This window comes from Gloeobacter kilaueensis JS1 (genome assembly GCF_000484535.1).
In the GTDB taxonomy this organism is placed as follows: Bacteria; Cyanobacteriota; Cyanobacteriia; order Gloeobacterales; family Gloeobacteraceae; genus Gloeobacter; species Gloeobacter kilaueensis.
Window position 1 is genome coordinate 2,731,623 of sequence record NC_022600.1, and the last position, 26,809, is coordinate 2,758,431.

Annotated in this window: 24 protein-coding genes and 1 rRNA gene; 15 read left to right on the top strand and 10 right to left on the bottom strand. The window is 60.5% G+C overall.

The window, feature by feature from the left end; translation table 11 throughout:
• Positions 1-60: 60 nt before the first annotated feature.
• From GKIL_RS12620 to queG, 3 genes are all read right to left on the bottom strand, one after another.
• Positions 61-1,545 (bottom strand): 16S ribosomal RNA (locus tag GKIL_RS12620).
• A gap of 212 nt (positions 1,546-1,757) precedes the next feature.
• Positions 1,758-2,843 (bottom strand): threonine synthase, encoded by a 1,086-nt coding sequence (thrC, locus tag GKIL_RS12625; protein ID WP_023174017.1) that lies wholly within the window; start codon positions 2,841-2,843, stop codon positions 1,758-1,760.
• A 73-nt stretch (positions 2,844-2,916) separates the two neighbouring features.
• On the bottom strand, positions 2,917-3,846 hold the full coding sequence (gene queG / locus GKIL_RS12630; protein WP_023174018.1) for a tRNA epoxyqueuosine(34) reductase QueG: 930 nt from the start codon (positions 3,844-3,846) through the stop codon (positions 2,917-2,919).
• Here queG and dut point away from each other — a divergent pair.
• The 3 genes from dut to GKIL_RS12640 all read left to right on the top strand — a co-directional run bounded on the left by dut (position 3,840) and on the right by GKIL_RS12640 (position 5,784).
• Positions 3,840-4,322, top strand: coding sequence for a dUTP diphosphatase (dut, locus tag GKIL_RS12635; protein ID WP_245595847.1), 483 nt, complete (start codon positions 3,840-3,842; stop codon positions 4,320-4,322). The genes queG and dut overlap by 7 nt on opposite strands.
• Before the next feature lie 86 nt (positions 4,323-4,408).
• The gene (locus GKIL_RS24800) at positions 4,409-4,630 is read left to right on the top strand and encodes a hypothetical protein (protein WP_023174021.1); all 222 of its coding nucleotides are present in this window, start codon (positions 4,409-4,411) and stop codon (positions 4,628-4,630) included.
• 125 nt (positions 4,631-4,755) lie between these two features.
• Positions 4,756-5,784 (top strand): rod shape-determining protein, encoded by a 1,029-nt coding sequence (locus GKIL_RS12640; RefSeq protein WP_023174022.1) that lies wholly within the window; start codon positions 4,756-4,758, stop codon positions 5,782-5,784.
• Here GKIL_RS12640 and GKIL_RS22715 read toward each other — a convergent pair.
• Complete coding sequence (locus GKIL_RS22715; RefSeq protein ID WP_023174023.1) at positions 5,781-6,659, bottom strand: ion channel; 879 nt, start codon at positions 6,657-6,659, stop codon at positions 5,781-5,783. The genes GKIL_RS12640 and GKIL_RS22715 overlap by 4 nt on opposite strands.
• Positions 6,660-6,799: 140 nt before the next feature.
• On the opposite strand from GKIL_RS22715, the gene GKIL_RS12650 reads away from it, so the two are divergent.
• From GKIL_RS12650 to GKIL_RS12670, 5 genes are all read left to right on the top strand, one after another.
• Complete coding sequence (locus tag GKIL_RS12650; protein WP_023174024.1) at positions 6,800-7,846, top strand: N-acetylmuramoyl-L-alanine amidase family protein; 1,047 nt, start codon at positions 6,800-6,802, stop codon at positions 7,844-7,846.
• Positions 7,847-7,975: 129 nt separating this feature from the next.
• Positions 7,976-8,185: a hypothetical protein gene (locus GKIL_RS12655; protein WP_144080387.1), complete on the top strand. Its 210-nt coding sequence runs from the start codon at positions 7,976-7,978 to the stop codon at positions 8,183-8,185.
• The gene (locus GKIL_RS12660; RefSeq protein WP_023174026.1) at positions 8,182-8,367 is read left to right on the top strand and encodes a hypothetical protein; all 186 of its coding nucleotides are present in this window, start codon (positions 8,182-8,184) and stop codon (positions 8,365-8,367) included. Before GKIL_RS12655 ends, GKIL_RS12660 begins: the two co-directional genes overlap by 4 nt.
• A 188-nt stretch (positions 8,368-8,555) precedes the next feature.
• Positions 8,556-9,920, top strand: a complete 1,365-nt coding sequence (locus tag GKIL_RS12665) for an L-serine ammonia-lyase (RefSeq protein ID WP_023174027.1) — start codon at positions 8,556-8,558, stop codon at positions 9,918-9,920.
• A 32-nt stretch (positions 9,921-9,952) separates the two neighbouring features.
• Positions 9,953-10,801 carry an aldo/keto reductase gene (locus GKIL_RS12670; RefSeq protein ID WP_023174028.1) on the top strand — a complete coding sequence of 283 codons (849 nt, stop codon included), beginning with the start codon at positions 9,953-9,955 and terminating at the stop codon, positions 10,799-10,801.
• A gap of 17 nt (positions 10,802-10,818) precedes the next feature.
• Here the strand turns inward: GKIL_RS12670 and GKIL_RS12675 are convergent, their stop codons facing one another.
• Entirely contained in the window at positions 10,819-12,651 is a 1,833-nt protein-coding gene (locus GKIL_RS12675; RefSeq protein WP_023174029.1) for a M61 family metallopeptidase, read from the bottom strand.
• Positions 12,652-12,861: 210 nt separating this feature from the next.
• On the opposite strand from GKIL_RS12675, the gene GKIL_RS12680 reads away from it, so the two are divergent.
• Together GKIL_RS12680 and GKIL_RS12685 are read left to right on the top strand one after the other, a co-directional pair.
• Positions 12,862-14,349, top strand: a complete 1,488-nt coding sequence (locus GKIL_RS12680; RefSeq protein ID WP_041243929.1) for a gamma-glutamyltransferase family protein — start codon at positions 12,862-12,864, stop codon at positions 14,347-14,349.
• 18 nt (positions 14,350-14,367) lie between these two features.
• Positions 14,368-14,964: an L-threonylcarbamoyladenylate synthase gene (locus tag GKIL_RS12685; protein ID WP_023174031.1), complete on the top strand. Its 597-nt coding sequence runs from the start codon at positions 14,368-14,370 to the stop codon at positions 14,962-14,964.
• Here the strand turns inward: GKIL_RS12685 and GKIL_RS25295 are convergent.
• Complete coding sequence (locus GKIL_RS25295) at positions 14,942-15,142, bottom strand: hypothetical protein (RefSeq protein ID WP_023174032.1); 201 nt, start codon at positions 15,140-15,142, stop codon at positions 14,942-14,944. The genes GKIL_RS12685 and GKIL_RS25295 overlap by 23 nt on opposite strands.
• 134 nt (positions 15,143-15,276) lie before the next feature.
• Here GKIL_RS25295 and GKIL_RS12690 point away from each other — a divergent pair, with 134 nt between their 5' ends.
• Together GKIL_RS12690 and GKIL_RS12695 are read left to right on the top strand one after the other, a co-directional pair.
• Positions 15,277-17,331, top strand: coding sequence for a single-stranded-DNA-specific exonuclease RecJ family protein (locus GKIL_RS12690; protein WP_023174033.1), 2,055 nt, complete (start codon positions 15,277-15,279; stop codon positions 17,329-17,331).
• Positions 17,324-19,288 carry a hypothetical protein gene (locus GKIL_RS12695; protein WP_023174034.1) on the top strand — a complete coding sequence of 655 codons (1,965 nt, stop codon included), beginning with the start codon at positions 17,324-17,326 and terminating at the stop codon, positions 19,286-19,288. The genes GKIL_RS12690 and GKIL_RS12695 overlap by 8 nt, the downstream gene beginning before the upstream one ends.
• 3 nt (positions 19,289-19,291) lie before the next feature.
• Here GKIL_RS12695 and GKIL_RS12700 read toward each other — a convergent pair whose 3' ends face one another.
• A complete protein-coding gene (locus GKIL_RS12700; protein ID WP_023174035.1) occupies positions 19,292-19,693 on the bottom strand; it encodes a DUF732 domain-containing protein in 402 nt (133 codons plus the stop codon).
• A 290-nt stretch (positions 19,694-19,983) separates the two neighbouring features.
• Here GKIL_RS12700 and GKIL_RS12705 point away from each other — a divergent pair, with 290 nt between their 5' ends.
• The gene (locus GKIL_RS12705; RefSeq protein WP_041244267.1) at positions 19,984-21,285 is read left to right on the top strand and encodes an IS701 family transposase; all 1,302 of its coding nucleotides are present in this window, start codon (positions 19,984-19,986) and stop codon (positions 21,283-21,285) included.
• Between the two features lie 529 nt (positions 21,286-21,814).
• On the opposite strand, the gene GKIL_RS12710 is transcribed toward GKIL_RS12705, so the two are convergent.
• Positions 21,815-22,276, bottom strand: a complete 462-nt coding sequence (locus GKIL_RS12710) for a type I restriction enzyme HsdR N-terminal domain-containing protein (RefSeq protein WP_041244738.1) — start codon at positions 22,274-22,276, stop codon at positions 21,815-21,817.
• A gap of 137 nt (positions 22,277-22,413) precedes the next feature.
• A complete protein-coding gene (locus GKIL_RS12715) occupies positions 22,414-23,400 on the bottom strand; it encodes a quinone oxidoreductase family protein (RefSeq protein WP_023174039.1) in 987 nt (328 codons plus the stop codon).
• 87 nt (positions 23,401-23,487) lie between these two features.
• Between GKIL_RS12715 and lipB the strand changes: the two genes are divergently transcribed.
• Positions 23,488-24,192, top strand: a complete 705-nt coding sequence (gene lipB, locus GKIL_RS12720; protein ID WP_023174040.1) for a lipoyl(octanoyl) transferase LipB — start codon at positions 23,488-23,490, stop codon at positions 24,190-24,192.
• On the opposite strand, the gene GKIL_RS12725 is transcribed toward lipB, so the two are convergent.
• Positions 24,185-24,763: a hypothetical protein gene (locus GKIL_RS12725; RefSeq protein WP_041243930.1), complete on the bottom strand. Its 579-nt coding sequence runs from the start codon at positions 24,761-24,763 to the stop codon at positions 24,185-24,187. The two genes, lipB and GKIL_RS12725, sit on opposite strands and share 8 nt — an antisense overlap.
• A 216-nt stretch (positions 24,764-24,979) precedes the next feature.
• On the opposite strand from GKIL_RS12725, the gene GKIL_RS12730 reads away from it, so the two are divergent.
• On the top strand, positions 24,980-26,668 hold the full coding sequence (locus tag GKIL_RS12730) for an ABC1 kinase family protein (RefSeq protein WP_023174042.1): 1,689 nt from the start codon (positions 24,980-24,982) through the stop codon (positions 26,666-26,668).
• Positions 26,669-26,809: the final 141 nt, after the last annotated feature.

Consider the following 26,809-nt stretch of genomic DNA (forward strand, 5'->3'; position numbering starts at 1 on the left):
CATCCTCGACCGCATACACATTCCGAAGTGCGGTTCAGGAGGAGCCGGGGGTCTCCCTAGAAAGGAGGTGATCCAGCCGCACCTTCCGGTACGGCTACCTTGTTACGACTTCACCCCAGTCACCGGCCCCGCCTTCGGCGGCTCCCTCCTTGCGGTTAGGATACCGACTTCGGGCATGACCAGCTCCCATGGTGTGACGGGCGGTGTGTACAAGGCCCGGGAACGTATTCACCGCAGTATGCTGACCTGCGATTACTAGCGATTCCGACTTCATGTAGGCGAGTTGCAGCCTACAATCCGAACTGAGATTCGGTTTATGGGATTGGCTCCCCCTCGCGGGATTGCAGCCCTTTATCCGAACCATTGTAGCACGTGTGTAGCCCAGGACGTAAGAGCCATGCTGACTTGACGTCATCCCCACCTTCCTCCGGTTTGTCACCGGCAGTCTCGCCAGAGTGCCCAACTGAATGATGGCAACTGACGACGAGGGTTGCGCTCGTTGCGGGACTTAACCCAACATCTCACGACACGAGCTGACGACAGCCATGCAGCACCTGTGTTCGCGTTCCCGAAGGCACCCCCACGTTTCCGCGAGGTTCGCGACATGTCAAGCCCTGGTAAGGTTCTTCGCGTTGCATCGAATTAAACCACATGCTCCACCGCTTGTGCGGGCCCCCGTCAATTCCTTTGAGTTTCACACTTGCGTGCGTACTCCCCAGGCGGGACACTTAACGCGTTAGCTACGGCACTGCACGGGTCGATACGCGCAACACCTAGTGTCCAACGTTTACGGCCAGGACTACTGGGGTATCTAATCCCATTTGCTCCCCTGGCTTTCGTACCTCAGCGTCAGTTGCGGTCCAGCAAGGCGCTTTCGCCGCTGGTGTTCTTCCCGATATCTCCACATTTCACCGCTACACCGGGAATTCCCCTTGCCCCTACCGCACTCTAGCCAACCAGTTTCCAGGGCCTTTCCGCAGTTAGGCTGCGGGCTTTGACCCCAGACTTGGCTGGCCACCTACGTACGCTTTACGCCCAATAATTCCGGATAACGCTTGCATCCTCCGTATTACCGCGGCTGCTGGCACGGAGTTAGCCGATGCTTATTCGTCAGGTACCGTCAGGTTTCGTCCCTGACAAAAGGGTTTTACGACCCACGGGCCTTCATCACCCACGCGGCGTTGCTCCGTCAGGCTTTCGCCCATTGCGGAAAATTCCCCACTGCTGCCTCCCGTAGGAGTCTGGGCCGTGTCTCAGTCCCAGTGTGGCTGATCATCCTCTCAGACCAGCTACTGATCGTCGCCTTGGTAGGCCATTACCCCACCAACTAGCTAATCAGACGCGGGCTCATCCTCAGGCGAAATTCATTTCACCTTGCGGCATATGGGGTATTAGCACTCGTTTCCGAATGTTATCCCCCTCCTGAGGGCAGATTCCCACGTGTTACTCACCCGTCCGCCACTAGATCCGAAGATCTCGTTCGACTTGCATGTGTTAAGCACGCCGCCAGCGTTCATCCTGAGCCAGGATCAAACTCTCCATTTTGGTTTGTTTGAAGTTGGCTCCAGAGCATTGCTCCGGAACAGTTTGGTCTTTTCCGAAGAATTGACCGAGTTGTTTTACGAGCTTGTTTGCTTGGCTTCCAAACTATTCAGCTTTTCAAGGTTCGGTGCCGTCCGGCTCCTTGGGAGCGCGATTCGACAATCACGACTATATCGAGATTTGGCTGGGGTCGTCAACCCCCCTGGCCACTTTTTTTAAAAGCCCATTGCCCTTGCCACCGCCGAAACCTCAGGATCTAATCCTGGAGAGACTTCTAGCGTTGAAACCCTTAGCGCACAGTCGGGATCTTTGAGGCCATTGCCGGTGAGGACACAGACGACCTGGCTACCGGAGGCCGCCTCGTGGCCGAACTTGAGCAGCCCCGCCACTGCCGCCGCACTCGCCGGTTCACAGAAGATGCCCTCTTCGCGGGCAAGCAGCTGGTAGGCTGCCAGAATTTCAGGGTCGCTCACCGCCCGGATCGCCCCGCCACTTTGCTGGGCAGCGGCGATAGCGAGGCTGCCGCTTGCCGGGTTGCCGATGCGGATGGCGGTGGCCACCGTCTCAGGGCGGGCCACCGGCTGGACACTGCCGCCCACCAGAGCCGCTGCACCACTGGCCTCGAAGCCCTGCAGCCGGGGCCGCTCGCGGATGCGCCCGCGCTCGGCGTACTCGCTGAAGCCCATCCAGTAGGCGGCGATATTGCCCGCGTTGCCGACGGGAATGCACAGCCAGTGGGGGGCGGTACCGAGTTGATCACAGATCTCGAAGGCAGCGGTTTTTTGCCCCTGCAGCCGGTAAGGGTTGACCGAATTGACCAGGTTGATCGGGTAGCGCTCAGCCACCGCCCGCACGATCGCAAGGGCCTGATCGAAGTTGCCGCGAATGGCGATCACCTCAGCTCCGTAGATCACTGCCTGGGCGAGCTTGCCCAGGGCCACGTAGCCTTCGGGGATGAGCACAAAGGCGCGCAGACCGGCGCGGGCGGCGTAGGCGGCGGCGGCAGCGGATGTATTGCCTGTACTGGCGCAGAGGACTGCCTCGGCGCGCGCTTCTTTGGCCTTAGACACCGCCATCGTCATCCCGCGATCTTTGAAGCTGCCGGTCGGGTTGAGCCCGTCGAATTTTGCCCATACCCGGATACCGCGTCCGAGCCGCTCGCCCACCGCCGCAAGTTCAATGAGGGGAGTGTTGCCCTCCCGCAGGGTGACAATCGGTGTCCTGTCACTGACCGGTAAAAACTCGCGATAATGCTCGATCAAACCGGGCCAGTGCGCTCCGCTCAAAAGGGATGCATTCATAGTGGGGTCGGGCAAAAAAGAACGCCCTCATTCTCACCAATTCGTCTGCTAAAGGCCAGTAGGCCAGTGGTTTTCATTCGCCCAGGGCACTTTGAGCGTTGCGGCGCAGCCCGCTTGCCCTGACGCGCCGGATCGCACTGCCGGTACTCAGGCGATCAAACTCGTCGTCGCTCATCTGCTGCGCCCTTTGAAGATCGAGGCGCTGCCACGGCTCGCGGGGCGCAAAATCTGCCACATCGCTGTAGTGTCCCCAGCGCTCGGCCCGCTGGTTGTAGGGGCAGCAGCTCTGGCAGAGATCGCAGCCGACCACCCAGTTGTGCTGCTGACTGGAAATCGTCGCCGGTAGCCGTTCGGCGCGGTTCTCGATCGTGTGGTAGGCAAGGCAGGCGCGCGCATCGACTTGAGCGGGGCGCACGATGGCGGCAGTCGGGCAGGCAGCAAGACAGCGGGTGCAACTGCCGCAGTAGTTGGCGTGGGCTCCGTCCGGTTCTAACTCGACTGTGGTGAGTACTTCGCCCAGAAAAACCCACGAGCCGTATTCGAGGGTAATAAGACAGGCGTTCTTGCCAATCCAGCCCAATCCGGCAGCCTGGGCCCAGGCTTTTTCTTGAATTGGACCGGTATCGACGTAGGCAATCGCCCGGTGGCCAGGGGCGCTCGCCTCGATCCAGCGGGCCAGGGCTTTGAGGGGGCGGCCCAGAACCTTGTGATAGTCTCGCCCGAGGGCGTAGCGGGCAATGCGGGCTTGATCGGGGCAGGGGTCCTCCTGCGGGACGCTGTAGTTGAGAGCGACACAGATCACCGACTGCACACCGGGCAGCACCTGCTGGATGTCCTGGCGGCGCGGATCGTGCATCCACTGCATGTCGGCGGCGTAGCCTTGAGCGAGCCATTCGCGCAGCCAATCGGGATCGGCTGTGAGGGCGTCGGCGTGAGCGATCCCGACTTTGTGAAATCCGAGTTGCTGTGCCTGCGCTTTGATTTGTCCGGCTGTCGGTGCCATCTTTTAGATCGATCGCCGTCGATTCTTCTTTTATGAATGCTGTCCGCGTCGCCGTCCAGCGGCTGCCCCACTGCTATCAACTGCCCACCTATGCCCATACGGGCGACGCCGGCCTGGATCTGTATGCGGCCAATACCAGGACACTCACGATCGCCGCTGCGACGTTTGAGCGGATTCCGACAGGAATTGCTCTGGGTTTACCCGCCGGATACATGGCCTTTGTGCAGCCCCGTTCCGGCCTCGCGATGCGGCACGGTATCAGCGTTCTCAACACTCCCGGCTTGATCGACAGTGGCTACAGGGGTGAGATCGTCGTCCTGCTCATCAACCACAGCCAGCAGGCTTTTACCGTCGAGCGCGGCCATCGCATCGCCCAACTCGTCGTCCTGCCGGTACCGACGGTTCACCTGCTGGAAGTCGAAGCGCTCGATGGAACCGAGCGCCAGGATGGTGGCTTTGGCAGCAGCGGCGTGTGAGCTTTTGTAAAAGAGCTAAACCCGAATCTCTGGTCGGGACTACACCTGAGGCAAGGGTTTTAATCCCGTGACCAAGGGAGGCTGTCATGGGCACACTGCTGGTTAAGCGATCGAATATTGGACTGGGCAGGTACATCGAATGCCCGCGCTGCGGGACATTGAGCTGGTGGCTGCGGATGGACGGCACTCTGCACGGTGAGTGCCCGCACTGTGCGCGGCGGGTCCTGGGCAGCCACCATCTGCAGCGGGGACTGTGGGAAACCTATCTGATTGTAGACAATAGCTTTCTGTGCCCGCGCGGCTGCTGAGTTTACCGATGCGCCGTCGCCTGCTATCCTCTATGTGCCCTTGCCCACAACCGGTGGATTTGATTTGAGCAAAATCGACCAGTTGATGCAGGATATAGAGGCGATCAGCAGAGGTGCAGGAGTCTATGGGATTGTTCAACCGCATTCGGCGCGACATCGGCATCGATCTGGGCACAGCCAATACGTGCGTCTACATTGCCGGGCAGGGAGTCGTACTCTCAGAACCCTCGGTCGTCGCCTTTGACCGCGACAGCAAGAAACTGCTGGCGGTGGGCGAAGAGGCGCGGCAGATGCTTGGCCGCACCCCCGGCAACATCACCGCCTCAAGACCGTTGCGCGACGGGGTGATCGCCGATTTTGACGCTACCGAGTTGATGCTGCAGCACTTTATCCGGCGGGTGATGGGCCGTTCGCTGCTCGCACCGCGCATGGTCATCGGCATCCCGAGCGGTGTCACCGGTGTCGAGCGCCGGGCCGTTATGGAAGCAGCCGTCCAGGCGGGAGCCAAGGAAGTCTTTCTGGTCGAAGAGCCGATCGCCGCTGCCATCGGAGCGGGCTTACCGATCTCAGAGCCGGTGGGCAGCATGATCGTCGATATCGGCGGCGGCACGACCGAGGTCGCGATCATCTCACTGCAGGGCAGCGTCGTCTCCGAATCGGTGCGGGTGGCGGGTGACGAGATGAACGAGTCGATCGGCCAGTATCTTAAGAAACTGCACAATCTGGTCATCGGTGAGCGGACTTCCGAGCAGATCAAGATGCAGATAGGTTCTGCCTTTCCCCATAAAGACGACGAAGAAAAGATGGAGGTGCGGGGGCTGCACATGCTCTCCGGCCTGCCGCGCACGATCACCATCCATGCGGCGGAGGTGCGCGAGAGCATGAGCGAACCCCTCTCGGCGATCGTCGAGGCGGTCAAGCGCACCCTTGAGCAGGCTCCTCCGGAACTGGCCGCCGACATCTACGATCGCGGCATCGTGCTGGCGGGCGGTGGGGCTTTACTTAAGGGCCTGGATGGCCTTATCAGCCACGAGACGGGCATCGCCGTCCACGTCGCCGAAGAACCCCTCAACTGCGTCGTGCTCGGTACCGGCAAGATCCTTGAGACCGAGACCCTTAACCGCGTCTTCAGCGGCACGTTCTCTGGCAGTTAGCGGGTCATCCGCCGACAGAAGACAAAGACGAACAGGGCGATGGTAAAAGAACCGACGAGCGCTTCGCTTGCAGCGAAGACCTGGGCCCATCCCTGCGGGTGAATATCGCCGTAGCCGGTCGTACTGAAGGTGATCACGCTAAAGTAGAGAGCCTGGGCCAGGTCGCGGTGAATGTCACCCGCCGAGCCGACGAGGGTCAAATTGGTGTAGGCGAGGGCAAAGCCCAGAATGATCAAAAGTGCGCTCACCACCGTGCGCTCGGGCCGCTCGCCGTAGCCGCAACTGAGCCACAGCACCGTCAGTGCCAGCCATTCCCAGCCGCGTGCCTGGCGGCGCTGCATCTCCATCTCGCGCTCGTAGCAGAAGCCACTATATTTGTTCATTCCGTGGGTTCTGTAACTTTCTTTGAGGATGCGGTAGACGTACTCGGCTTTTGGCCATTGCTGCTTCTGCTCGTAGGCGCAGGGCAGCTCCAGTTCATCTAGATCCGGTAGGCGAATTGGTAAAGCAATCGCATTGTAAAAAAGCAGGCCGCGCAGACCCTTTGCTCCTCGAAAATCGACGTCCTGGAGCACGGCGTTCTCGAAGTCGGCGTCATTGAGCAGACAATCGTGCAAAGTGACCCTGTTGAACACTGCCCCTCTCAGGTCGGCCCCGCTCAGGTCCGCTCCTTCGATGCGCTTGTTAGATACGACGAGCCCGCGCAGATCCACCCGGCGTAGAAAAAGCCCGCTCAGAGGGGACACGTTGGGCTGCTGCAGACTGGCAAGACAGTCTGCGAGGCGCACGTTCGTCTTGCCCTCCTCCGGCACGAGTAGATAGCAAGAAGTGCTCCCTCCAGCACCGCGCAAAGGACAATCGTCGCAACTGCCCATCTTCCTGTCCCGCCACTCCCATTACCCTACCACCGCACCGCGACTGGCCCAGCCGGAAGCCAGAATGCTCAACAGCAACAATTGAGAATCGTTATCGCGATACAATCAGCCCCAGGGCAAACGGCGACGTGAGGGGTGCGATGAAAAACTGGTTCGGTTCTCAAGGCAATTACTGGTCTCTGGGCGCTGCGATATTCGCTCTCTGGCTCTGGGCACTGCCGGTGGGGGCAGAGGAGCCGATGCCGATGCCGACGCCGATTCCAACTGTAGAAGCGCCCCAGCCGGCACCTGAACCCCAGGCAGAGCCGCAGCCTGTGAGTGCCGTGCTTTCTGTCGAGGCGGTAAGTAGCGGCTTCATCTTTACCTTCGATCGACCGCCCCAACTGGCGACCGGCTGGGACAATCCGAATCTTTTTCGCCTGGCCTTTGTCGCTACCAGGCTTGCCCCGGATCTAGCAGCGCCCGTCCTGGATGACGGAGCACCGGCCAGGCTGCAACTGCAGCAGAGCGACGAGCGCACGGTGGTTGCCCTGGTGCAGGTTGCGCCGCAGATGCGCATCGGCGATCCCCAGCCCCTCGCCGATCCCCGGCACATCCTGCTGCCTGTCTATCCCAAAGCCCAGCCCGATCCAGCCGCCAACCAGCAGACCGGCACCGTGCGCATCGTGCTCGATGCCGGACACGGCGGCTACGATCCAGGAGCCCAACGCGGCGGCGTGGACGAAAAAGATCTGACCCTCAGCCTGATACAGCGCCTCGACACCCATCTGCGCCGCCTCAACTATCAAACCACCCTCACCCGCTCAGACGACACGTTCATTCCGCTGGCCGGTCGGGTCAGCATCACCAACGACAGTCAGGCCCAGCTTTTTGTGAGCATCCACATCAACTGCTCCGACGGCAGCAGTGCCCCCTACGGCATCGAAACCTACTACACTACCCCCCAGAGCGCCCGCCTCGCCTACACCCTGCACCGCCACCTGATCGCCCGCACCGGCAAGCCCGATCGGCGCGTACACGTGCGCAGCCTCTACGTCACCCACCGCAACAGCGTCCCGGCGGTGCTGCTCGAAGTCGGCTTTATCTCCAACCCCGCCGAGCGCGCCCAGCTACGCGATCCGGCTTATCAGGAACGGCTTGTCGAGGCGATTACTAGCGGGCTGCAGGAGTACCTGGGCCAACCCTGATCGAAGAACAATTTCCGACGATAGACGTCCAGGATCTTGTTCTGGCGAGCGTTTTTCATCAACAATTTACACACCGGATATTTCCTGTCCAAAAAGCACTGCTATAGTTAGGAAACTGATGTTCCCTTCTTGCCCATGAATACGGACGTGCTCCTTTTTGATGCCGAGGTGCAGGTACGCTTCGGCCCGGTGTGCCATCGCTTTCCGCGCACGGCACTGGGAGTGATGCGCGCTGTCGAGTACGTCATGACTTTTGGGAAACCGATCACATTCTGGTCCGATGCCCGGCAACTGGCGGGCATCTCGGCGTTTCTGGCCGAGGCGGAGGTCTTTTCTTGAAACATCAGCGGTCGTTCAACCAGCAGGAGCGCGTAGAAGTCCTCTTCGGCCACTGGCGAGGACAGACCGGCACCGTGCAAAAGGCGCTGGGCAGCCAGGAATGGTTGGTGCAACTCGCCCGCCAGGACGAACATGGCCGCGTCCTGCTCGCCTTGAACGCGGATCAATTTCGCAGGCTCTAGGGCAAGGTTCGTACTTGGGCGGACACGCCCCTGATAGCAAAGCTACCCGACAACAGCACCTGGGCGAACAGCCGGGCTTGCCGGGGGCGGATCAAGGTGACGCTATATGACGCGCTGCAGAGGTGATCGCCCTAGCCTCCGATAATGGAGCAAGGGCGGCACGTTTGCCCGCGCTGAAAAAGTCGGTTATGGGTGCCATCACTACCTCCATCTTCGATCTGTTCAAAGTCGGGCCAGGACCGTCCAGTTCGCACACGATCGGCCCGATGAAGGCGGCGTTTGATTTTCTCAGTCGCACCAGTGCCCTGGATCGCTCGGTGCTGGATCAAGCGGCGGCAATCGATATTTTTTTGTACGGCTCGCTGAGCGCCACCGGCAAAGGCCACGGCACCGACCGGGCGCTGGTGGCGGGGCTGTTGGGCTGGACGCCGGAAGGGTGCGATCCTGCAGCATTCTCGCAGTTGCTGACACGCCCCGACGACTGCTACACCGTTCGGATTCATGACCGGACTTTCGTGATCAGCGCCCAGCACATTCATTTTGTGCGCGGCCAGCACGACTTTCCTTTCAGCAACACGCTCATCGTTCGCCTCACAGGTGTGGAAGGGACGCTCTACGAAGAGGAGTATTACTCGGTAGGCGGCGGATTCATCCAGCGCAAGGGCGAAGATGCCGTTATAAGTAGCCGGGAGCCGCCCTACCCCTACGGAACGATGGGCGAATTGAAGGAGCATCTAGCCCGCCACCAACTGGGCCTCGCCGAACTCATCGTCCGCAACGAGATCGCCCTTACCGGCCAATCCCGCGCCCAGATCGATCGCCGCATCGACGCCATCTTTGGCTTTATGCACCGGGCCGTCGAGCGCGGCCTTACAACCGAGGGCACGCTGCCCGGTTTCATTCACCTGCAGCGCAAGGCTCCCGGCCTGTTGCGGGCCGCCCGTACCCTCCCGGAGGGCTCCGACAGCTTCCTGGTCTTGCTAAACGCTTACTGCCTGGCAGCCTCCGAAGAAAATGCCGCCGGTCACATCGTCGTCACCGCTCCCACCTCGGGAGCCTCCGGTGTCATTCCCGGCGTCAGCTATCTGCTCAAAAAACACTGCCGCTACAGCGACGAAAAACTGCGCGTGGGGCTCCTCGCCGCCGCTGCCGTCGGCTTTCTGGTCAAGCACAACGCCAGCATCTCCGGCGCAGAGATGGGTTGCATGGGCGAGATCGGCACCGCCTCGGCGATGGCGGCAGCGATGCTCACCCACGCCGCCGGACTCCCCGTCGAGGCGGTGGAGGCCGCCGCTGAGATCGCCATCGAGCACCACCTGGGCATGACCTGCGACCCGATCGGCGGCTACGTGCAGATTCCGTGCATCGAGCGCAACGCCATGGGGGCGGTCAAAGCCTACAACGCCTATCTGCTCGCCGCCGGTAACACCCAGCAGCAAAAGATCTCGCTGGACCGGGTGATCGCGGTGATGCGCGCCACCGGCTACGACATGTCCAAAAAATATAAAGAAACTTCTGAAGCTGGACTGGCCCTCAACAGCACCGAGTGTTAGGCTGCACAGAGCCTGTTTACCGCGATAAATTCATGAGTGCAGTTCCCGATATCGCCCTCAACGACGGTAGAACGATTCCGCAGCTGGGCTTTGGCGTCTTTCAGATTGCCCCGGCGGACACCGCCCAGGCGGTGGGTAGAGCGCTGGAAATCGGCTACCGGCACATCGATACAGCCCAGATGTATCGCAACGAGCAGGGCGTGGGCGAAGCGGTCAAAGCCTCCGGCCTCGATCGGGACGACATCTTTATCACCAGCAAGCTCAGCAACAAGTTTCATCGTCCGGACGATGCCCGGCGGGCCTTCGACGCGACCCTTGCTGCTCTGGGCTTCGACTATGTGGACCTGTTTCTCATTCACTGGCCCCTGCCCACGCTCTACGACGGCGATTACGTCTCGACCTGGAAAGCGCTCGAAGAATTTCACCGCGACGGTCGTGCCCGCTCGATCGGCGTGTCGAACTTTCAGATCGATCACCTGGAGCGGCTGATCGCTGAGACCGAGATCGTACCGGCAGTGAACCAGATCGAGGTCCACCCCTACTTCACCAACGACGCGCTGCGCCACTACGGTCAGGCCCATCACATTGTCACCGAGGCGTGGTCGCCCATCGCCCAGGGCAAAGTGCTGGGCGACCCGACCATCGGCCAGATCGCCCAAAAAGTAGGCAAAACTCCAGCCCAGGTCGTTTTGCGCTGGCACATCCAGCGCGGCGACATTGTCTTTCCCAAGTCGGCCACACCGGCGCGGATGCAGGAGAACTTCGATCTGTTTGACTTTGAACTCGTACCGGCAGACATCGCTGCTATCACTGCCCTCGACCAGGGCGAGCCGGGGCGCACCGGCCCGAACCCTGACAAATTTGCCTGGGTTCCCGCCTGAGCACGAGGCTTTGGAGCTTACTTGGGCGGAGGCACAAGGGGCTTGAGAATGGCGCTTACCAGATCGGCGCTGCCTTTCTGGCGTTCAAGGTGAGGATATTTTTCGCCTTCTTTATAGTCGAGGCGGTAGGTGCGGTAGTACTCCTTGTTGGTCACGAGCAGTTCCAGGGGGGCACTGGCGGTCCTGGTCTGGGCCACCGCCTCGCGCAGCCGCTCCGGCGACCAGGCCCGACCGTTTACAGCGAGGAGCTTCATATCGGGCGCAATTCCGGCATTTGCTGCCGCCTTGCCCGGCACGACATCGATGATCGTGCCCTCCTTGTTATCGACCAGCAGACCGATCGAGTAGGCGAGGTTGGTGAATTTGCCCTCCGTCTCACTTGCCTTAAATAGTTCGGAGCGCTCGGGGGTGTAGACCAGTTTCCAGCCGCCGTTCTCGATGCCGCCCAGCGGAGCGCCCTCGGCGGTCGATTGCAGCCGGGTGCGCAGAAACTGTGCCCAGTCGTAGGGAACGACGGCGTTGAGGGTGGCGACCACCTCCTCGAAGGTGTAGGTCTTGAGTGCCGGTGCGCCGCCCGGCCCGCCGTGGAAGCGGCGGCAAAAGTCGTTGAGCGAGAGCTTGCCGCCACTTTTGGTGCGAATCAGCGTGTCCGCCTCCAGCCAGATCAAAAGCCCCTCCGGGTAGTAGTCCTGGCTGCGGCGCAGGGTAGTCCAGGCGCGGGAGGTGTTGTCGCGCAGGGGCGCGGCGTCGGCGGTGTCCTGCAGGGGCCGCCAGCTCCGGCCAGGGCGGTTGTCCATCGCGGCGGCGGTGAGTGCCAGCCCGTCGCGGGATTCGTCGGGACCGAGCAGGCCGCTGCGACCGGTGAGCACCCAGCCCAGGTACTGGGTCAGCCCCTCGTAGACCCAGAGCAGATCGTCCTTCATCGGCACCAGATAGTCCGGCGTCGCCAGATCCGCCGGGCGGCGGTACTTGCCGTTCCAGGAGTGGGTGTACTCGTGGGGCAGTAGGCCGGCGTTTGCCTTAAAAATGGTGTCGTCTGAGAAGGTCTGCTCGTCGGTGCCGTTTTCGCTCGACTCGTGGTGCTCAAGCCCCCGGCCATCGATCGCATCGCTCAGCGTCCAGAGAAAGTGATAGTCGCGGTAGTGGCGCGCCCCGTAGAGGGCGTAGGCTTCGCTCACCAGCTGCTTATACTGCTCGATGCGCCTGGGTTTGATCGCAAGCGCCTCGGCGCTGTCGGCCACCAGGTCGATCTGGTGGGTGGGATTGACTCCGGCGGGACTCAGTTCGACTTTGCGGTAGTACTGGCCGCTCACCAGCGGCGAATCGATGAGGGTGGTGAGGGTGGCGGGTAAAAAATCGATCGTTCCGTTGGCCTCCTTCGCCACCGGTAGAGCCGTGCCGTAGCGCCAGCCGGACGGCAGCTTCAGACTCGCCGTATAAGTGAGGCTGTCGCTCGGGTTGCCGTCCGGATAGAGGACCAGGGTATTCCAGTCGATCACCGCCAGTTTGTCGGTGGTGGCGGTGCCGTTGCGACCGGCAAGAAAGTCGAAGTTGACCTCCAGTTGCTCGACACCCGCAGGCACGGTGAGATGAAAAGCGTGCATCTCGACGAGATCCCGCCGCCAGGGAATCGTCTGGCCTCCGGCCTTCAGTTTGAGATTGACGAGATTGCGAATCGGCCCCGTGGCAGCGTGGTTGCCCGGAATCCACTTTGGATAGACCAGGGTGGTCTCCCCCGGCGTAACCGGTATCGTCAGGTGGGCGTGGAAGACCTGACGGGCCGCCTCCGTGGCATCGACTTCGAGGATAATCGGGCGACTGGAGGGCTGAGCAAAGCCGGCAGGGGCCATTGCCAGGCCGGCCAGAATCGAAGATAGGATCGATAGTGCAATTTGCCTTGACATAAATTGGGTAGTAGATACAGTAGGTGCGCCGTTTCGAGCCCGACGGTGGGGTTATCGTACCATCCAGGCGGGCGCGCTCACTATCGGGAACGACCGATGCTATACTGCGCCAACGTCCGAAGGAGAGAGCCTACGCAGCACGTTACCCACGGAGCCGTGGCCGCCGGTCATCCGCAGACAGCTGCCGCCGGGATCGAGATTCTGCGCCAGGGGGGCAACGCCTTCGACGCTGCGATCGCAGCGCTGCTTGCTGCCTGTGTGGCCGAGGCAACCCTCACTTCCCTGGGAGGTGCCGGCTTTTTGCTCGCCCACACTGCAACTGGTGAGAGCGTTCTGTTCGATTTTTTCTCCCAGACGCCGGGTGAACGGCGCTCGGAGCGGGAAGTCCACTTTTATCCGGTCGCCGTCGATTTTGGCGACGCCGTGCAGGAATTTCACATCGGTCCTGGCTCGATGGCTGTCCCTGGCACCGTGGCGGGCGTGTTCCATATCCATGGCCGCCTGGGCCGTCTGCCGATGGCAAAAGTTGCGGCCCCGGCGATCGAACTGGCCCGGCGCGGGCTGGAGATCGATCCGTTTCAAAGCTTCTGCCGGGGCATTCTGGAGCCAATCTTGCTCGCCACACCGGGCGCACGCGCCCTGTTTGTCCCGCAGGGCCACTTGCAAAAACCGGGGGAACCCTGGGCTGCTCCTGAGCTGGCCGATACGCTCGATTGGCTGGTGGCTGAGGGACCGGATGTCTTTTATCGCGGCGAGATCGCCCATCGCCTCGTCGCCGATAGCGAGCGGCTGGGGGGCCATCTGACGGCAAAGGACTTACGGACCTACCGCGTCATCGAGCGCGAACCGCTGCGCTGGCCCTATCGGGACCGCTCGCTGTTGACCAATCCGGCTCCGAGTGCGGGCGGCACGCTTATCTGCTTTGCGCTGCAACTGTTGTCCCACTTCGATATCGGCACCCTGCGCTTCGGCACAGCGGCCCATCTTGAGCTACTCACCGAAGTGATGCGCCTCACCGACGAAGCTCGCCGCGCCGACTTCAAACGCCAGGACAACACCTTTCTCTCGCCTGTGGTTCTCGACAGGTACGGCTCTCGCCTGCGCCGGCATTGGGGAAGCACGACCCATATCAGCGTCCTCGACGCCGAGGGCAACGCAGCGAGCGTCACCAGCACCAACGGCGAGGGTTCCGCCTACGTCATACCCGGCACGGGGATCATGATCAACAACATGCTGGGCGAAGAAGATCTCCATCCCGAAGGCTTCGATCAGTGGCCCGTGGGCAGGCGCATCGCCTCAATGATGGCCCCCTCGATTGTCCTGCGCGACGGAGAGCCTGAGATCGTGCTTGGCTCCGGCGGTTCCAAACGCATCCGCACCGCCCTTTTGCAGGTGCTCGCCAACTTGATCGATTTCCAGATGCCCCTTGCCCAGGCGATTGCCAGCCCCCGCATCCACTGGGAAAACCACATCCTGCACCTGGAGCCAGACCTCCAGCCCCCGCTCCATCTCGAAGACAGCTCAGCCGTCCTCTGGCGGGAGCAAAATTTTTATTTTGGCGGCGTTCACACCGTCCGCCGCACGGGGCAGGGATTGGAAGCGGAGGGTGACCATCGGCGCAGCGGCACAGCTCTACTTCTGTAGCAGGAAAAATTCTAAAAGATGTCTGTTCTATTCATCTCCGAAACAGCATTTCTGGCCCATCTCAGAGCGGGCGGGGTGGGTGTTCTTCCCACCGACACCGTGCCCGGCCTGGTCTGTCTGCCGCAGTACGCCGATGGGATCTACGCGCTTAAGGGCCGCGACGAGAACAAACCTCTGATCCTGCTCGGCGCGGAGACCGCCGATCTCAAACCCTTTACCAACGGCTGGCTGCCGGAGTGGGCGGCGCTGACAGCGCGGGGCTGGCCCGGCCCCCTCACCCTGGCGCTGCCCGCCAGCGACCGAGTGCTGCCCCAACTGCACCGCAATCAACAGACGATCGGCCTGCGCGTACCGGCCCACGCCGCAACCCGTGCCCTGCTTGCCCTGAGCGGTCCTCTCGCTTCGACGAGCGCCAATCGCTCCGGTGAACCGGCCCTGCTGGAGCCAGAGGCGATCCGGGCCACCTTTGCCCACATCCCCTTGCTTGTCGGAGATTACTCCAGCAGTGGCATCGCATCTACGGTCGTGCGCTGGCAAATAGATGGCTGGCAGGTGCTGCGCCAGGGAAATTTCTGGCTTGAAGCCGACGGCGCTAGGGGTGCTGACGAGAGATGAACTTTTCGTACTCCGCCTGGCTCTGGTAAAGCAGGTTGTGACAGAGATTGTTTGTGTCGAGAGCGTTGGGGAGTAGCTTGCGAGCCTGCAGAGCCATGTGTAGCTGCAGATGGGCTACATAACCGCCAATTTCGCCGGTGGGCTCGCTCAACGCATCTGGATGCAAGGGTGTACTCAAAGGATTCTCCTAACTCCGACGGCCAACTGCATGTGTGCCCAAGTTACCATGCACTGTTAAAGAGGATAAGGGAGCGTAACACTCCTTAACGACTCGATCTTAGCCTCACACTTGAACTGGCATTTCGCACCGCTATGGCCCCTGCCTGGAACTTCAGAAGCGCTTTTATCAGCCTTGAACCCGAGGTCCGCGCCCGGCTGGGCGAATACGCAGCCGGGGTGCTGGCCGCTCGCGGTATCCGTGATCCCCATGCTATCACCGCCTTTTTGAAACCCCAACCCTGCCCACCGCTGGATACGATCAACTGGCCGCAGCTTGACGCGGCCACCGAAAGAATCGTCACTGCAATCGCCGAGAACAAAAAACTACTTTTGACCTGTGACCGGCGCTTTGAGAGCCTGGTTGCAGCAGCACTGCTGCTCGATGCTCTGACTGCCGCCGGCGCGGACAGTCACTTTGTCCGCGACCCTCAACAGTTCGTAAACCAGGAACACATTGCTTCTCAAAGTGGGCCGACAGCCCTGGAGATCCGTATCGGGGGCGTTGCAGACACGATCTCTGGCGCGATCGTCCTGGAGGCGTGCCTCGGCCCGCTGGCGGATGCGGACGCCAATCTATTGCTCAATCCGCTGCAACTGGAAGCATCTGTGCTCTGGCGGCACCTGCCGGAGGTGGGTCTGGCCTGGCTGCTCGCCGCCTCCGTGCTCACCCGCCTCGGTCGCTCCCAGGCGATAGCGAGCCAGTGGGTGGATCTGGTGCTGGCCGGTTGTGTCGCTGGGCTGGCCTCGCTTGAACACTGCCGGAATTTCGTGCTGGCCGGGCTGGCCCAGCCGGGCAGCGTGCGCCGTTCACCGCTGGATAATCTAATCGAGCGCTATCGGGGACAGCTTTTTAAGATCGCTTTTCCACTGGACGCTTTGAGCTATCTGGACGATCCGGCTGAGGCGGTGCAGTGGCTTTTAGGAGAGCCGTCGGTGGCCTGCTGCGAAGCCTTTGAGCGCCACCGGCTGGAGCACCAGCGGCAGATCGAAGCGGTTCTTCAGCAGGCGACGGCCCTCATCGAGCAGTTGGATCCGGCAGGGCGGCGCGAGCTGGTGCTCAGCCATCCCCGCTGGCCTTACCCGGTACTGCGGCTGGCGGCGGCGCGCCTCGCCGGCCGTTACCGCTGCCCGGTGGTGCTCATCACCTGTCCGGAGGAGTCGTCCCTTGCCTGCGGTTACGGCTACGCCCAGGACGTCGATCTGATCGCTGTCTTTGAAACCCTTGCTCCCTTGCTGGTGAGGGCGGGGGGCCAACCGGGGAGTGTGCGCTTCAGCTGCAAGAAAGAACACCTGGCGAGCCTGTGCCGGGCGCTGACACAGCAGTTGCAGCGCTGCACCGCTCCTGATCGCGATCACAACAGCGCTGCGATCGTGCTCGATGCGGAGACGATTCTTGATCTGCCGGCAGAACTCGATCGCCTCTTTCGCGAGGTCGAGCGACTAGCGCCCTTTGGTCCAGGCCAGCCCCGGCCCCTGGTCGCGCTGCGCAACTTTCGGCCCCAGTGGAGCCTGTCGCGCGACGGTCGCCACCTCGACTGCAAACTGGGAGCGCGCACGCTGAGGTGGCCTGACGGCGGCGATCAGCGCCATCGCTGGCAGCAGGAGCACCTGGTCGATCTCGTCTTTGAGCTGGAACCGTGGGAGGCGACGCTCTGGTGGGGCTGGATTCATCACCTGCAACCAGCTGAGCAGCGCACCACAATCGAGGAGGAGACAAGCAGCCGCCGGTCGGTGCAGATCGAGGACTTTCGCCGCCTGGAGGCCAGCTTCTCGGAGTCGCTGCCTGCTCTGGTGCTGCGCCGCTGGCCCTGCTCAGCTGCGGAACTGGCGTCCCAACTGCAGCAAAGCCCCTGGCCAACGGTCGTTCTAGCCGGTCGCAGCGACGACTGGTCTCGATCGCGCGGCTGGATTGTCGAGCTGTCCCGCCGCTGGCAGGCGGGGATGCGCGATCGCGAGGCACTCGAACTGGCAGGATTGCCGGGGCCGCTGTTGGAGCGGATTCTCGATTGGGCCGCCGCCGGTGGCGATCTCGTTCAGGGGGCGACCGCCATCTTGCAGGAGGCACGCGCCTTTCAGCACTGGCTGGACACTGCCCCAGCCGCTGAGATTGGCAGCCTGTGCGACCGACTTTTAAGCGGCGATGATTGAATCGGTGATTGGCTGGCCCCGAGGGGGACTTACCGCCGCCTGTCTGGCACACTACCGGCAGCTTCTGGCAGCAGGCGTTCTTGCGGATCGGATCGTCTGGATCGCTCCTAACCAGACCCAGGCCGCCCAGACCATCGTCCAACTCGAAGCGCAGCTGGAAGGACTCGCCGGGCCATTGCGCGTCGAGACGTTTTATAGCTTTGCCAACCGGATGCTGGCTGAGTTCTGGGGCGAAGTTCTGGAGCAGGAGCCAGAATTGCCGGCGAGCTTCGAGCCGCCCATCCTCGATCAGGCCCAGATGCGCTACTGTGTCGAGCGCGCCTGCAGCCTCTGCCCGGATCACGGAGCCCTCTTCGAGGCGTGCGGCCTCAGCGACGAACGCCTCTGGGATCAAATAGCGAGCGCCGCCTGGGTGGCGAGCACTGCCGGGATTGCCATCGAGGCGATCGGTAACCGCCTGCGCAGTGCCTGGCCCGATGGGGAGGACGAGCAGCGTCTGGCGCGACTTGCTGCCATCAGCTGCTGCGGGCGGCGCACCCGGCAGGTTGTCCTGGGAGCGGGTGCCCTCGACGCTGGTCTGGTCGTCGAACTGTTTGGCCGGGTGATCAACGATCTGGAGGCGTTCTGGCAGGATTTTGATCACCTGATTATCGATCGCATCGAGGACAGCAGCGCCGTCGCCCTGGAATTTTATCGGCGCTCCGACGAGCGCCAGAAAGCACTGTTTGTCGCCTATACCGTCGGTAGCGGCGTCGGACTCTATACGGCCCTCCCCCGCAGTGCCGCCCAGTTTGTGGCCCGGCGGAGCCATTTTCGCTATCTACCGGCACCAGCGGACGCCAAGCAGCAGGCGATGCGCCGGCTGGCAGACCGCATCGCCCGCCAGATCGACCCGCAGTTTAAAAACCCGCTACCGGTGCAGGAACTGGCCTCTGCGGCCCTGCCGGTGCTTATCGAGGCACAGACTACTGTCGAAGCAGCGGAGGCGATGGCCGGGACCATCCAGCAACTGCTCAAACAGAACGTGCCCCCCGACCGCCTGGCGATCGTTGCACCGCTTACGGACATGGGGCTGGTGAGCGTTCTTGAAGCGGCCCTGGATGTGCCTGTACAGGTGCCGCGCAGCCACACTGCTCTGGTCCGCCACCCGCTGGTGCGGGCTCTGCTCAGTGCCCTCGAACTGGCTCACCCGGAGTGGGGGCTTTTTCCGAGCTTTGGTGAAGCCCGCCTGATGCTCGGTCTGCTCCTCGGCCTCGATCCGGTGCGCGCCGAGTTGCTGGCTGCCGACGGCCTCGACCCGGTGGGCCGCTGTTTGCGGGGGCGCGATGCGGTGCGCTATCCCGAGCGCATCGGCTTTGCTGCGCTCGATCGCTATCAAAACCTTGTAGACTGGCTCGACCTCTACCAGCAGGGCTCAGCTCTGCCGCCGGACCATCTCTGGAGCACATTCGCTTCCGATTTACTGTCTGAGGTGCTCACAGAACCCGCCGACTGGCAGCTCCTTCAAGAACTGATCGCCATCGTCCGCCGCTTCCGCCGGACATTCTGCCAGATTCAGCCGCGTGTCCTCCTCCACCTGCTGCGCTCAGGCCAGGTGACCCGGCCCAGCCAGCGCCTTGCCCCCGGCAGGCTCGTGCTCTCCACCCCGCTCACCTTCATCAACCAGGGTCTGGCCGCCGATTACCAGTTCTGGTTCGACATCACCTCCGAGCGCTGGTCGCGCTCAAGCTGGCGCGGGCTCTACAACCACCGCGTCCTCACCCCAGAGTGGGACGGCACACCCTACGGAGCTGCACACGACCGCGAGGACCGGGCCTTTCGCCTCTCGCGCACCCTGTTCAGCCTCTGCTGCCGCACCAGCGCAGGGCTGTATCTGGTGCGCTCCAGCCTCGGGGCGCGCGGCGAAGCGAATACCGGCCTGCTCGATCAGCAGATCCTTACAGCAGCCCGCCCGTAGCGATCAAGGCGTACTGTTGGCCGCCGGAGGGCTCGGGGCGGTTGTACTGGCGCAGTAGTCGGTCTGGGCCACCGCCAATAGTGCTGCCTTTGTCGCCGCCGCCGCGTTGCGGTCAGCAAACCCCGCCTGCACAGCCCCGGCAGAAACCTTCTCGACGATCTGCTGGTCGCTGTTGCCCCGGCTTTTGAGCCGACAGACGATCCGCCCCAGACTCAAAAGCTGCCTGTCGCGATCCGCCGCCGGTCCTGTCGGAACCTTTTGTTTTTTGAGCAACTGTTCGATGGTCTTAAGATAGCGAACCTGGGCGGCTGCTGTATCCGCATCGGCTGTTCCTTCCTGGGCACAGACCGGCAGCGAAGCGAATAGAGCAGCAGCAACGAGCAGAGGGAGCAGCAAATTTTTCATGGGGCCATTGGTCGGTTTCTTACCCTTATATGGCATACTTCCTGTTCTGCGCTACCTGGCATACTCCCAGCGAGCCTTTAAGCCGAAGTTGTCCACCCATCAGGAAGCTGGCCTACTTCTTCCAGTAAAAAGTCGCCATATACCCATATATGAGCGCTATCGTAGAGAGCGGAAATGCCAGATTTTCGAGCACCAACTTTATTCCAGGGTTGAAGATCGGAGTCTAACCCTGATCTGTCAAACTGGGTACAATGATCGCTGCAAGCCTCTTGCTGGAGGGATTTGCGGTCATGACCACTCCAAGGAAACCTAATAGCACTGTCCCTTTCGTAGATCAATACTGTTCCACTTACCAACACCTGTTTGCAGACGTCCGAACTTTTGAATGCTTCAAAAGCTTGCAACTCGGGTTAGTTTCCGAGGTCAAACGCAAAACTCTGCCCGCGATAGCCAGAGCAGTGGGCGCAGACGCTCAGGCTTTTCATCACTTTTTGGTCCACTCTCCCTGGTCGGTTGAATGCTTTAGAGAACAACGAATTGCACTGACCAAGCAAGCACTGAACGGACGCTCTATCACCGTTTGCATTGACGAAACTGGCGACAAGAAAAAGGGAAAGAAGACCGACTATGTCTCCCGACAATACATCGGCAATGTCGGCAAAATAGATAACGGCATTGTTTCCGTTCATGCCTTCGGTTTGCTGGGGAATATCACCTTTCCATTGCTATTCAGGGTTTTCAAACCCGAGTGCCGTCTTGCTAAAAACGAACAGCACAAGAGTAAACCCAAAATCGCTGCTGATTTGATTGATGAGTTATGTGAGCAGGGGTTCAATATTGGTCTGGTAGTAGCGGACAGCCACTATGGAGAAAGTAGCGATTTTATCAACACTTTGTGGAAACACCGACTGCACTATGTCGTTGCTATCCGCTCCAATCACGGGGTGTGGATGCTCAAGGGTTGGGTTGTTCGTCGCAATCGCTGGAAAAGCTTCGAGCGTCAATTCAGTAATGGCAAGACAGAAACACGCTACATCCGCGAGATTATTTTTGGCAAACGCAAGGCAACGCGATACTACGAGATCACGACGGATATCGAGAAACAGCCCGAGGAAAGTACCTGGTATATCATGACCAATCTGCCTGGAAAAATTGAAAAGACGGTAGGCAATTTGTTTGGAGATAGAACCTGGGTCGAGTACGGTTTTCGTCAGGTGAAAGCGGAACTAGGCTGGACGGACTACAAGTTGACAGCTTACCGAGGCATCGAGAAGTGGTGGGAGATGGTGTGCAGTGCCTACTTAATGGTGAGTATGCAAACAACGACGATGGGAGAAGAATCAGAGGAAGAGGTTCCTGACAAAGCAAGCGAGAGTCAGCGTTATCCTGCAATGTACACCACCCATAAGTGGTGGGATGAAAAACAAGGATGGAAGGCGATTTTGAACAACATGCGACTGATGATTCAGCCATTCGTTTGCTTGAGTTTATTATTGCCGTGGCTAGAGGTGACCCAGTTGAATGACCTTGGAAAAGTACTCCAGAATCTAATAGACAAAGTCAATGGTTTTGCAGTCTTCCTCCGACTTTGACAGATTAGGGCTAATTCACAAAACCCAAACCAGGAGTGCCCCTCTCGCCTTAACTCCTCGGATTTCACGAGCACAGCTGCTAGAATAGCCAGATCATAAGGTTTGAGAGAAAGATCCATTGCGCCAATTGTTATCTGACGCTCCAGCATTGGTTCTGAGAGCGGAAAGATATTGAGAGCAGAGTTCCGTGTTAAGTAAGCTAGCCGCTCTGAAACTTTCTTCAATTCGTTCTCAACGAGCATATCAAATTGCTCGAATATCCGAAACGCCGCATCCGAATCCGCCCTACTAATTCGGCGCTCATCCCTTGCCCATTTGACAAATTTGCGGAAGTCCTCCGAACGGGAGCGTGGAGCGAAGCGTCGTGGTATCGTTTCACGTGCCTCCGCCAGGCATATTGCAGGAATACATAATATAAACTCACCGGTAGTAGCACGGGAGAGGAGCTGAACAGCTTCTGGGCTCTGCAGATGGGCAGGGGCAACAACATCGACCACCCAATTGGTTTCAACAAAGACTGCCCGAGGTTTCACCTCCCGGATCTACTCCATCTAGGACCAGCAGATCTGATGTCGCCTAGCCGAAGCAAATTAATAATTGATTCACTGAAAAGCTTTCTCAGATCATGGGGCAGATTTTCTACATTGGAGGAAAGTTTTAATTCTTCGAGCCAGCGCTGAACACGCACTTCAAACTCGTATTCCCCTTTCCATCGTTCATCCACAGGCGGCAGCAAAGAATCTGGCAGTTTTGCCTCACCAACAATATCAACAGACTCACCATTTGACTTTTCTAAAGAGTCGCGAAGAAGAATAATCCGTTGGCCAAACACAATGAGTCCAATTGAGCAACCGATAGAAGCCATAAGGTGTTTGAATTGATCGATAGCATTCTGATTGTGCAGGTCACTGTCGCTGAGCTTTACCTCAACAACTATTAGATACTCCCCGTCTGGGCTGACTACGATAATATCTGGCCGGGCTGTTTTCATGATCGTGTTGTAGTTTTGTCTGATAACGTTGAGGACAATCTGGTACCGGAGCATCTGGAACAGAGGTGTCCAACTTTCTTCAAGAATAGCAAAAATCAGAAGTCATCCTACAGACTGTTTTTTGGATGAAAATATGCTCAATCGCACAGCAAAATGAGTTTTCCGTAGCGCTCGCCCGACTCGGCGTAGCGGTGGGCATCGGCGGCCTCAGCCAAAGGAAAGGTCCGATCGACAGTTACCGTCAGTTTGCCGGCGGCGATCCAGTCGGCCAGTTGTTCAAAAATGGCGTAGCGCTTTGCCGGAGCGAGCTGGCCCGCGTTGACGCCAAGAAGAAACTGCTCGCGGGAAAGAAAAGCCACAGCATCGACGCTGAAACTGTTACCGCGCACGATGCCGATCGACAACAGGCGGCCCCGACTGGCCAGGCAGTTGAGGCCCTGCTGAATCGAATCGCCCCCAACGGCGTCGAGGACGAGTTCGACCCCCTGCCCACCGCTCCAGGCCAGAATTTCTTTGGTCACATCCTGGGTGTGGTAATCGACGCACACCTGTGCTCCCTGGGAAACAGCGCGGGCGCACTTGGCCGCACCGCCGCTGGTGGCGGCCACCCGCGCTCCTGAACTGACGGCGATCTCCAGGACCGCTCCGGCGACCCCGCCGCCTGCTCCCGGAATCAAAAGCGTCTGCTCCGGCTGCAGTTGGGCGCGTTCGATGAGGGCGTACCAGGCAGTCAGGTAGGTCATTCCCAGGCAGGCGGCGATCGTGAGATCAAGACCGGCGGGCACAGCAAAGACTTCCGTCTCCGAGAGGCAGACGTGGGTAGAATAGCCCCCAGGACCGCCGTTACCCAGAGTTGTCCCGAGTACCACCACCGGTGTGCCGATTGCCAGATCGGTGCGGGAACCGCCGCCGTAGGCTTCGACGTGGCCGCTGCATTCCATGCCGGGGATGCGTGGCAGGGGCACATCCGCAAAGTCGCCCCGGCGCGAGAGAATATCGTAGTGGTTGATCGAGGCGGCGTGAACGCGCACCAGCACCTCCCCAGAGGCGGGCACCGGGGTCGGCAGATCTTCGAGCACGAGTACTTCCGGTCCACCGAAGCGTGCCTGTCGAATCGCCTGCATCTTTCTTCCTTCCGCCCTACTGCCGATGGACTTTTTCACTGTGCGCCGCTGCCAGTCAAGGGTCCAGTCTAGATAGAACAGATAACCATGGAACTTTGCCCCAACAATTCGATCAAGAAGATCTCTGCGCAGCGAGACAAAAGCGAATGCGTTCTATTGCAGCTGGGCAGAGTCGATTATCAGACAGCTCTCACCTGGCAAAAGCAGCTACTGGCGGGCCGTAGCGCGGAGCGCGAGCAGCTCGATGTACTGATGTTGCTGGAGCATCCACCGGTCTATACCTACCACCGGCCCGCCGACTGCGATCAGATCCTGCAGGATCTGGGGGGGGTGCCGCTCTATCAAGTCGAGCGCGGCGGCCAGATCACCTACCACGGCCCTGGCCAGCTGGTGGGCTATCCGATATTGGATCTGAGGCAGCACCGCCAGGATCTGCACTGGTACCTGCGCCAGCTCGAACAGGTGCTCATCGATGCGCTCGTCCACTTTGGGGTGCCGGCCAAAAGACAGGCAGGCTATACCGGCGTCTGGGCGGGCGAATATAAACTGGCAGCCATCGGTGTCAAAGTCTCGCGCTGGGTGACGATGCAGGGCTTTGCCCTCAACGTCGATCCGGACTTGAGTGCATTCGAGCGGATTGTGCCCTGCGGGCTCACCCGGCCCGTCGGCTCGCTGGCGCAGTTTTGTCCAGGAATCGGCGTCGAGGAGGTACTGCCGGTGGTGGCAGCCTGCTTCGGGCGCGTCTTCGATCGCGAGATGATTGCCGGTGGCAGGCAACTGCTACTCAGTTGACCTGGGCAGCGCGACCGTTGAAGAGGGCATCGACTTCGAGCACCCGCGCCGTCCGCGCATCGATGACGACTGTCTTGCAGTCGAGGGCAACGGCGTAGGCAAGAACTGGCTGTTCGCTGCGGGCATAGACGATGAGCTTGGTCTGGGCCTCCCCTTCCTCGGCGCGGAGGGTGGAGCGGGCGACGCGCTCAGCTTCCTCGCGGGCAATGGCAGGATGGGTATCCACCCGTACATTTGGCTTGAGTTCGCTGGTGAGCGCCTGGAGCCGACCGTTGCTCACGCTCACCGTCAAAGAAGAACCGAACACCTCCAGCCCTTCGTAGGTCTGCTGGAACTGGTAGAAGGCGATCCCATCGCCGAAGGTCAACTTGGTGAAGCGCAGTCCGGCGAGCACCCTGGGATCGGAGAACAGGGCGCGGTATTTTTCGATCGTGGTCTTGATCATCTCTGGCCCCTGGGCTGGGCCGAGATCGCCCGAGATGCGCCGCAACTCGCCGCTGATATCGTCGAAGCGGACCTGGATCATCGCAAGGGCCGGTCGGGGAACGGCACAAAATCCGATAAGCGTCAACAATGCCCCTGCTGCAAAGCTCCGCCAAGATCTGCCTGTCCGCATTGCTCCGCCACTCCTGCCGATGTTTTGCCTGAGATTTCTTTATACTAAAATACCCTGCCTGGCCCGCAAATAGCGCAATCCGTATGCTCTCCTTCTTATACATTGATCCAGGATCAAGAATCGGCGAAAATGGTAACAAGAAGTTAACGATTGCAGCGAGTTTGAAACGGCGTGGCTAGTTCCGGTTTTCTAGATCTTCGAAATTTGCGCCGCTACGACCCCCAGGCTATCGATGCCTACTACCGTCGGCATCTGTTCATTGCCATCGGGCGCGCCATCTCCGTACTGCTGGCCTTTGCCGGTTTTGGCCTGCAACTGTGGTGGGATGGAGTGCGGGGGTGTGTCGAACGCAACCGCCTCAGGCGGGCGGCCCAACTGCGCCAGCTCCTGACCGACCTTGGCCCCGGCAGCATCAAGATTGGCCAGGCCCTCTCGACGCGGCCCGACCTGCTGCCCAAGGACTACATGGAGGAGTTGACGCGGCTGCAGGACCAGTTGCCGCCCTTCGACAACACCGTTGCCTTCGAGTGCATCCGCCGTGAACTGGGCCGACCGGCGCAGGAAGTTTTTGAGCGCATCGACCCGACGCCGGTTGCAGCCGCTTCTTTGGGCCAGGTCTACCGTGCCCAACTGCGCACCGGCGAACGGGTAGCCGTCAAGGTCCAGCGGCCCCACCTCGTCGAGAAGCTATCGCTCGATCTGGCGCTGCTGCGCTGGTTCTGTGCCCACTTTGCGGGTCTTTTGCCGCTCAACCTCGGCCACGACCTGGCAAGTATCGTCGATGAATTCGGCTCCAAGCTCTTCGAGGAGATCGACTACGAGAACGAGGCGACCAACGCCGAGCGCTTCGCCCGCTACTTCGAGAACGATCCGAACGTCTACATTCCGTGCATCTACCGCGAGTACAGCAGCCGCAAGGTGCTCACCATCGAGTGGATCGATGGCATCAAGCTCACCGACACCACCGCAATCAAAGCGGCGGGCCTCGACATCGATTCACTCATCCGTATCGGGGTCGAGTCGGGCCTCAGGCAACTGCTCGAGTACGGCTTCTTCCACGCTGACCCCCACCCTGGCAATCTCTTTGCTCTGCGCGACGGGCGGATGGCCTACATCGACTTTGGCATGATGGACCAGTTGTCGGAGGAGACGAAGGAGACCCTCGTCGATGCGCTGGTGCATCTGATCAACCGCGAGTACGTCGCCCTGTCCGGGGACTTCGTGCGCCTCGGGTTTCTCGCCCCCGGCACCGACCTTGAGCCGATCGTGCCTGCGATCGAGGAGGTGACAGGCGACATCATGGGCCAGAAGGTGGTCGATTTTAACTTCAAGACGATCACCGACCGCTTTTCAGATCTGGTCTACGAGTTTCCGTTTCGGGTGCCCGCCCAGTTTGCCCTGATTATCCGCTCGCTGATTACGCAAGAAGGCATCGCCCTCTCCCTCTCGCCCAACTTCAAAATCGTCGAGGTGGCCTACCCCTACGTCGCCCGCCGCCTTTTAACGGGTGAATCGCCCCGATTGCGCCAGCGCCTCTTAGAAGTGCTCTTCAAAGGGGGCCGCTTTCAGTGGCACCGGCTTGAAAATCTCCTGCAAATCGCCGGTACCGGCGGCAACTTCGATCTGTTGCCCGCTGCCCGCCTTGGCCTCGAATCGCTCCTTTCAGCCGACGGCGCTTACCTGCGCGAACGGCTGATCCTGGCTGTCACCGAAGACGATCGCCTCCATACCAGAGAGATCGGTCGGCTCTGGAATCTGGTCCGTCCCGCCATCCAACCGCGCAAGATAGTTGATACGGCTCTATCCAGCCTGCGCGAACGACTGGCCGCCGGTTCCACCCGCCCGGCCCTGCAGGATTGAACGCAGGATTCACCTGAGCCGTTTTGCCGGTTCTGTGCGCTATTTCGACAGGAAGCCAACAGCTTTCTACTTGACCCCCCGATTGGCCAGAGGGCGGCAGAGCGCTGCCCTCTTATTTATGCTCGAAAGCGGGCGGGCGGG

Coding starts and splice junctions, on each gene's coding strand:
- thrC (WP_023174017.1), bottom strand. CDS start 2,843: ATGAATGCATCCCTTTTGAGCGGAGCGCACTGGCCCGGTTTGATCGAG.
- queG (WP_023174018.1), bottom strand. CDS start 3,846: ATGGCACCGACAGCCGGACAAATCAAAGCGCAGGCACAGCAACTCGGA.
- GKIL_RS24800 (WP_023174021.1), top strand. CDS start 4,409: ATGGGCACACTGCTGGTTAAGCGATCGAATATTGGACTGGGCAGGTAC.
- GKIL_RS12640 (WP_023174022.1), top strand. CDS start 4,756: ATGGGATTGTTCAACCGCATTCGGCGCGACATCGGCATCGATCTGGGC.
- GKIL_RS22715 (WP_023174023.1), bottom strand. CDS start 6,659: ATGGGCAGTTGCGACGATTGTCCTTTGCGCGGTGCTGGAGGGAGCACT.
- GKIL_RS12650 (WP_023174024.1), top strand. CDS start 6,800: ATGAAAAACTGGTTCGGTTCTCAAGGCAATTACTGGTCTCTGGGCGCT.
- GKIL_RS12665 (WP_023174027.1), top strand. CDS start 8,556: ATGGGTGCCATCACTACCTCCATCTTCGATCTGTTCAAAGTCGGGCCA.
- GKIL_RS12670 (WP_023174028.1), top strand. CDS start 9,953: ATGAGTGCAGTTCCCGATATCGCCCTCAACGACGGTAGAACGATTCCG.
- GKIL_RS12675 (WP_023174029.1), bottom strand. CDS start 12,651: ATGGCCCCTGCCGGCTTTGCTCAGCCCTCCAGTCGCCCGATTATCCTC.
- GKIL_RS12685 (WP_023174031.1), top strand. CDS start 14,368: ATGTCTGTTCTATTCATCTCCGAAACAGCATTTCTGGCCCATCTCAGA.
- GKIL_RS12690 (WP_023174033.1), top strand. CDS start 15,277: ATGGCCCCTGCCTGGAACTTCAGAAGCGCTTTTATCAGCCTTGAACCC.
- GKIL_RS12695 (WP_023174034.1), top strand. CDS start 17,324: ATGATTGAATCGGTGATTGGCTGGCCCCGAGGGGGACTTACCGCCGCC.
- GKIL_RS12700 (WP_023174035.1), bottom strand. CDS start 19,693: ATGAAAAATTTGCTGCTCCCTCTGCTCGTTGCTGCTGCTCTATTCGCT.
- GKIL_RS12705 (WP_041244267.1), top strand. CDS start 19,984: ATGACCACTCCAAGGAAACCTAATAGCACTGTCCCTTTCGTAGATCAA.
- GKIL_RS12710 (WP_041244738.1), bottom strand. CDS start 22,276: ATGAAAACAGCCCGGCCAGATATTATCGTAGTCAGCCCAGACGGGGAG.
- GKIL_RS12715 (WP_023174039.1), bottom strand. CDS start 23,400: ATGCAGGCGATTCGACAGGCACGCTTCGGTGGACCGGAAGTACTCGTG.
- lipB (WP_023174040.1), top strand. CDS start 23,488: ATGGAACTTTGCCCCAACAATTCGATCAAGAAGATCTCTGCGCAGCGA.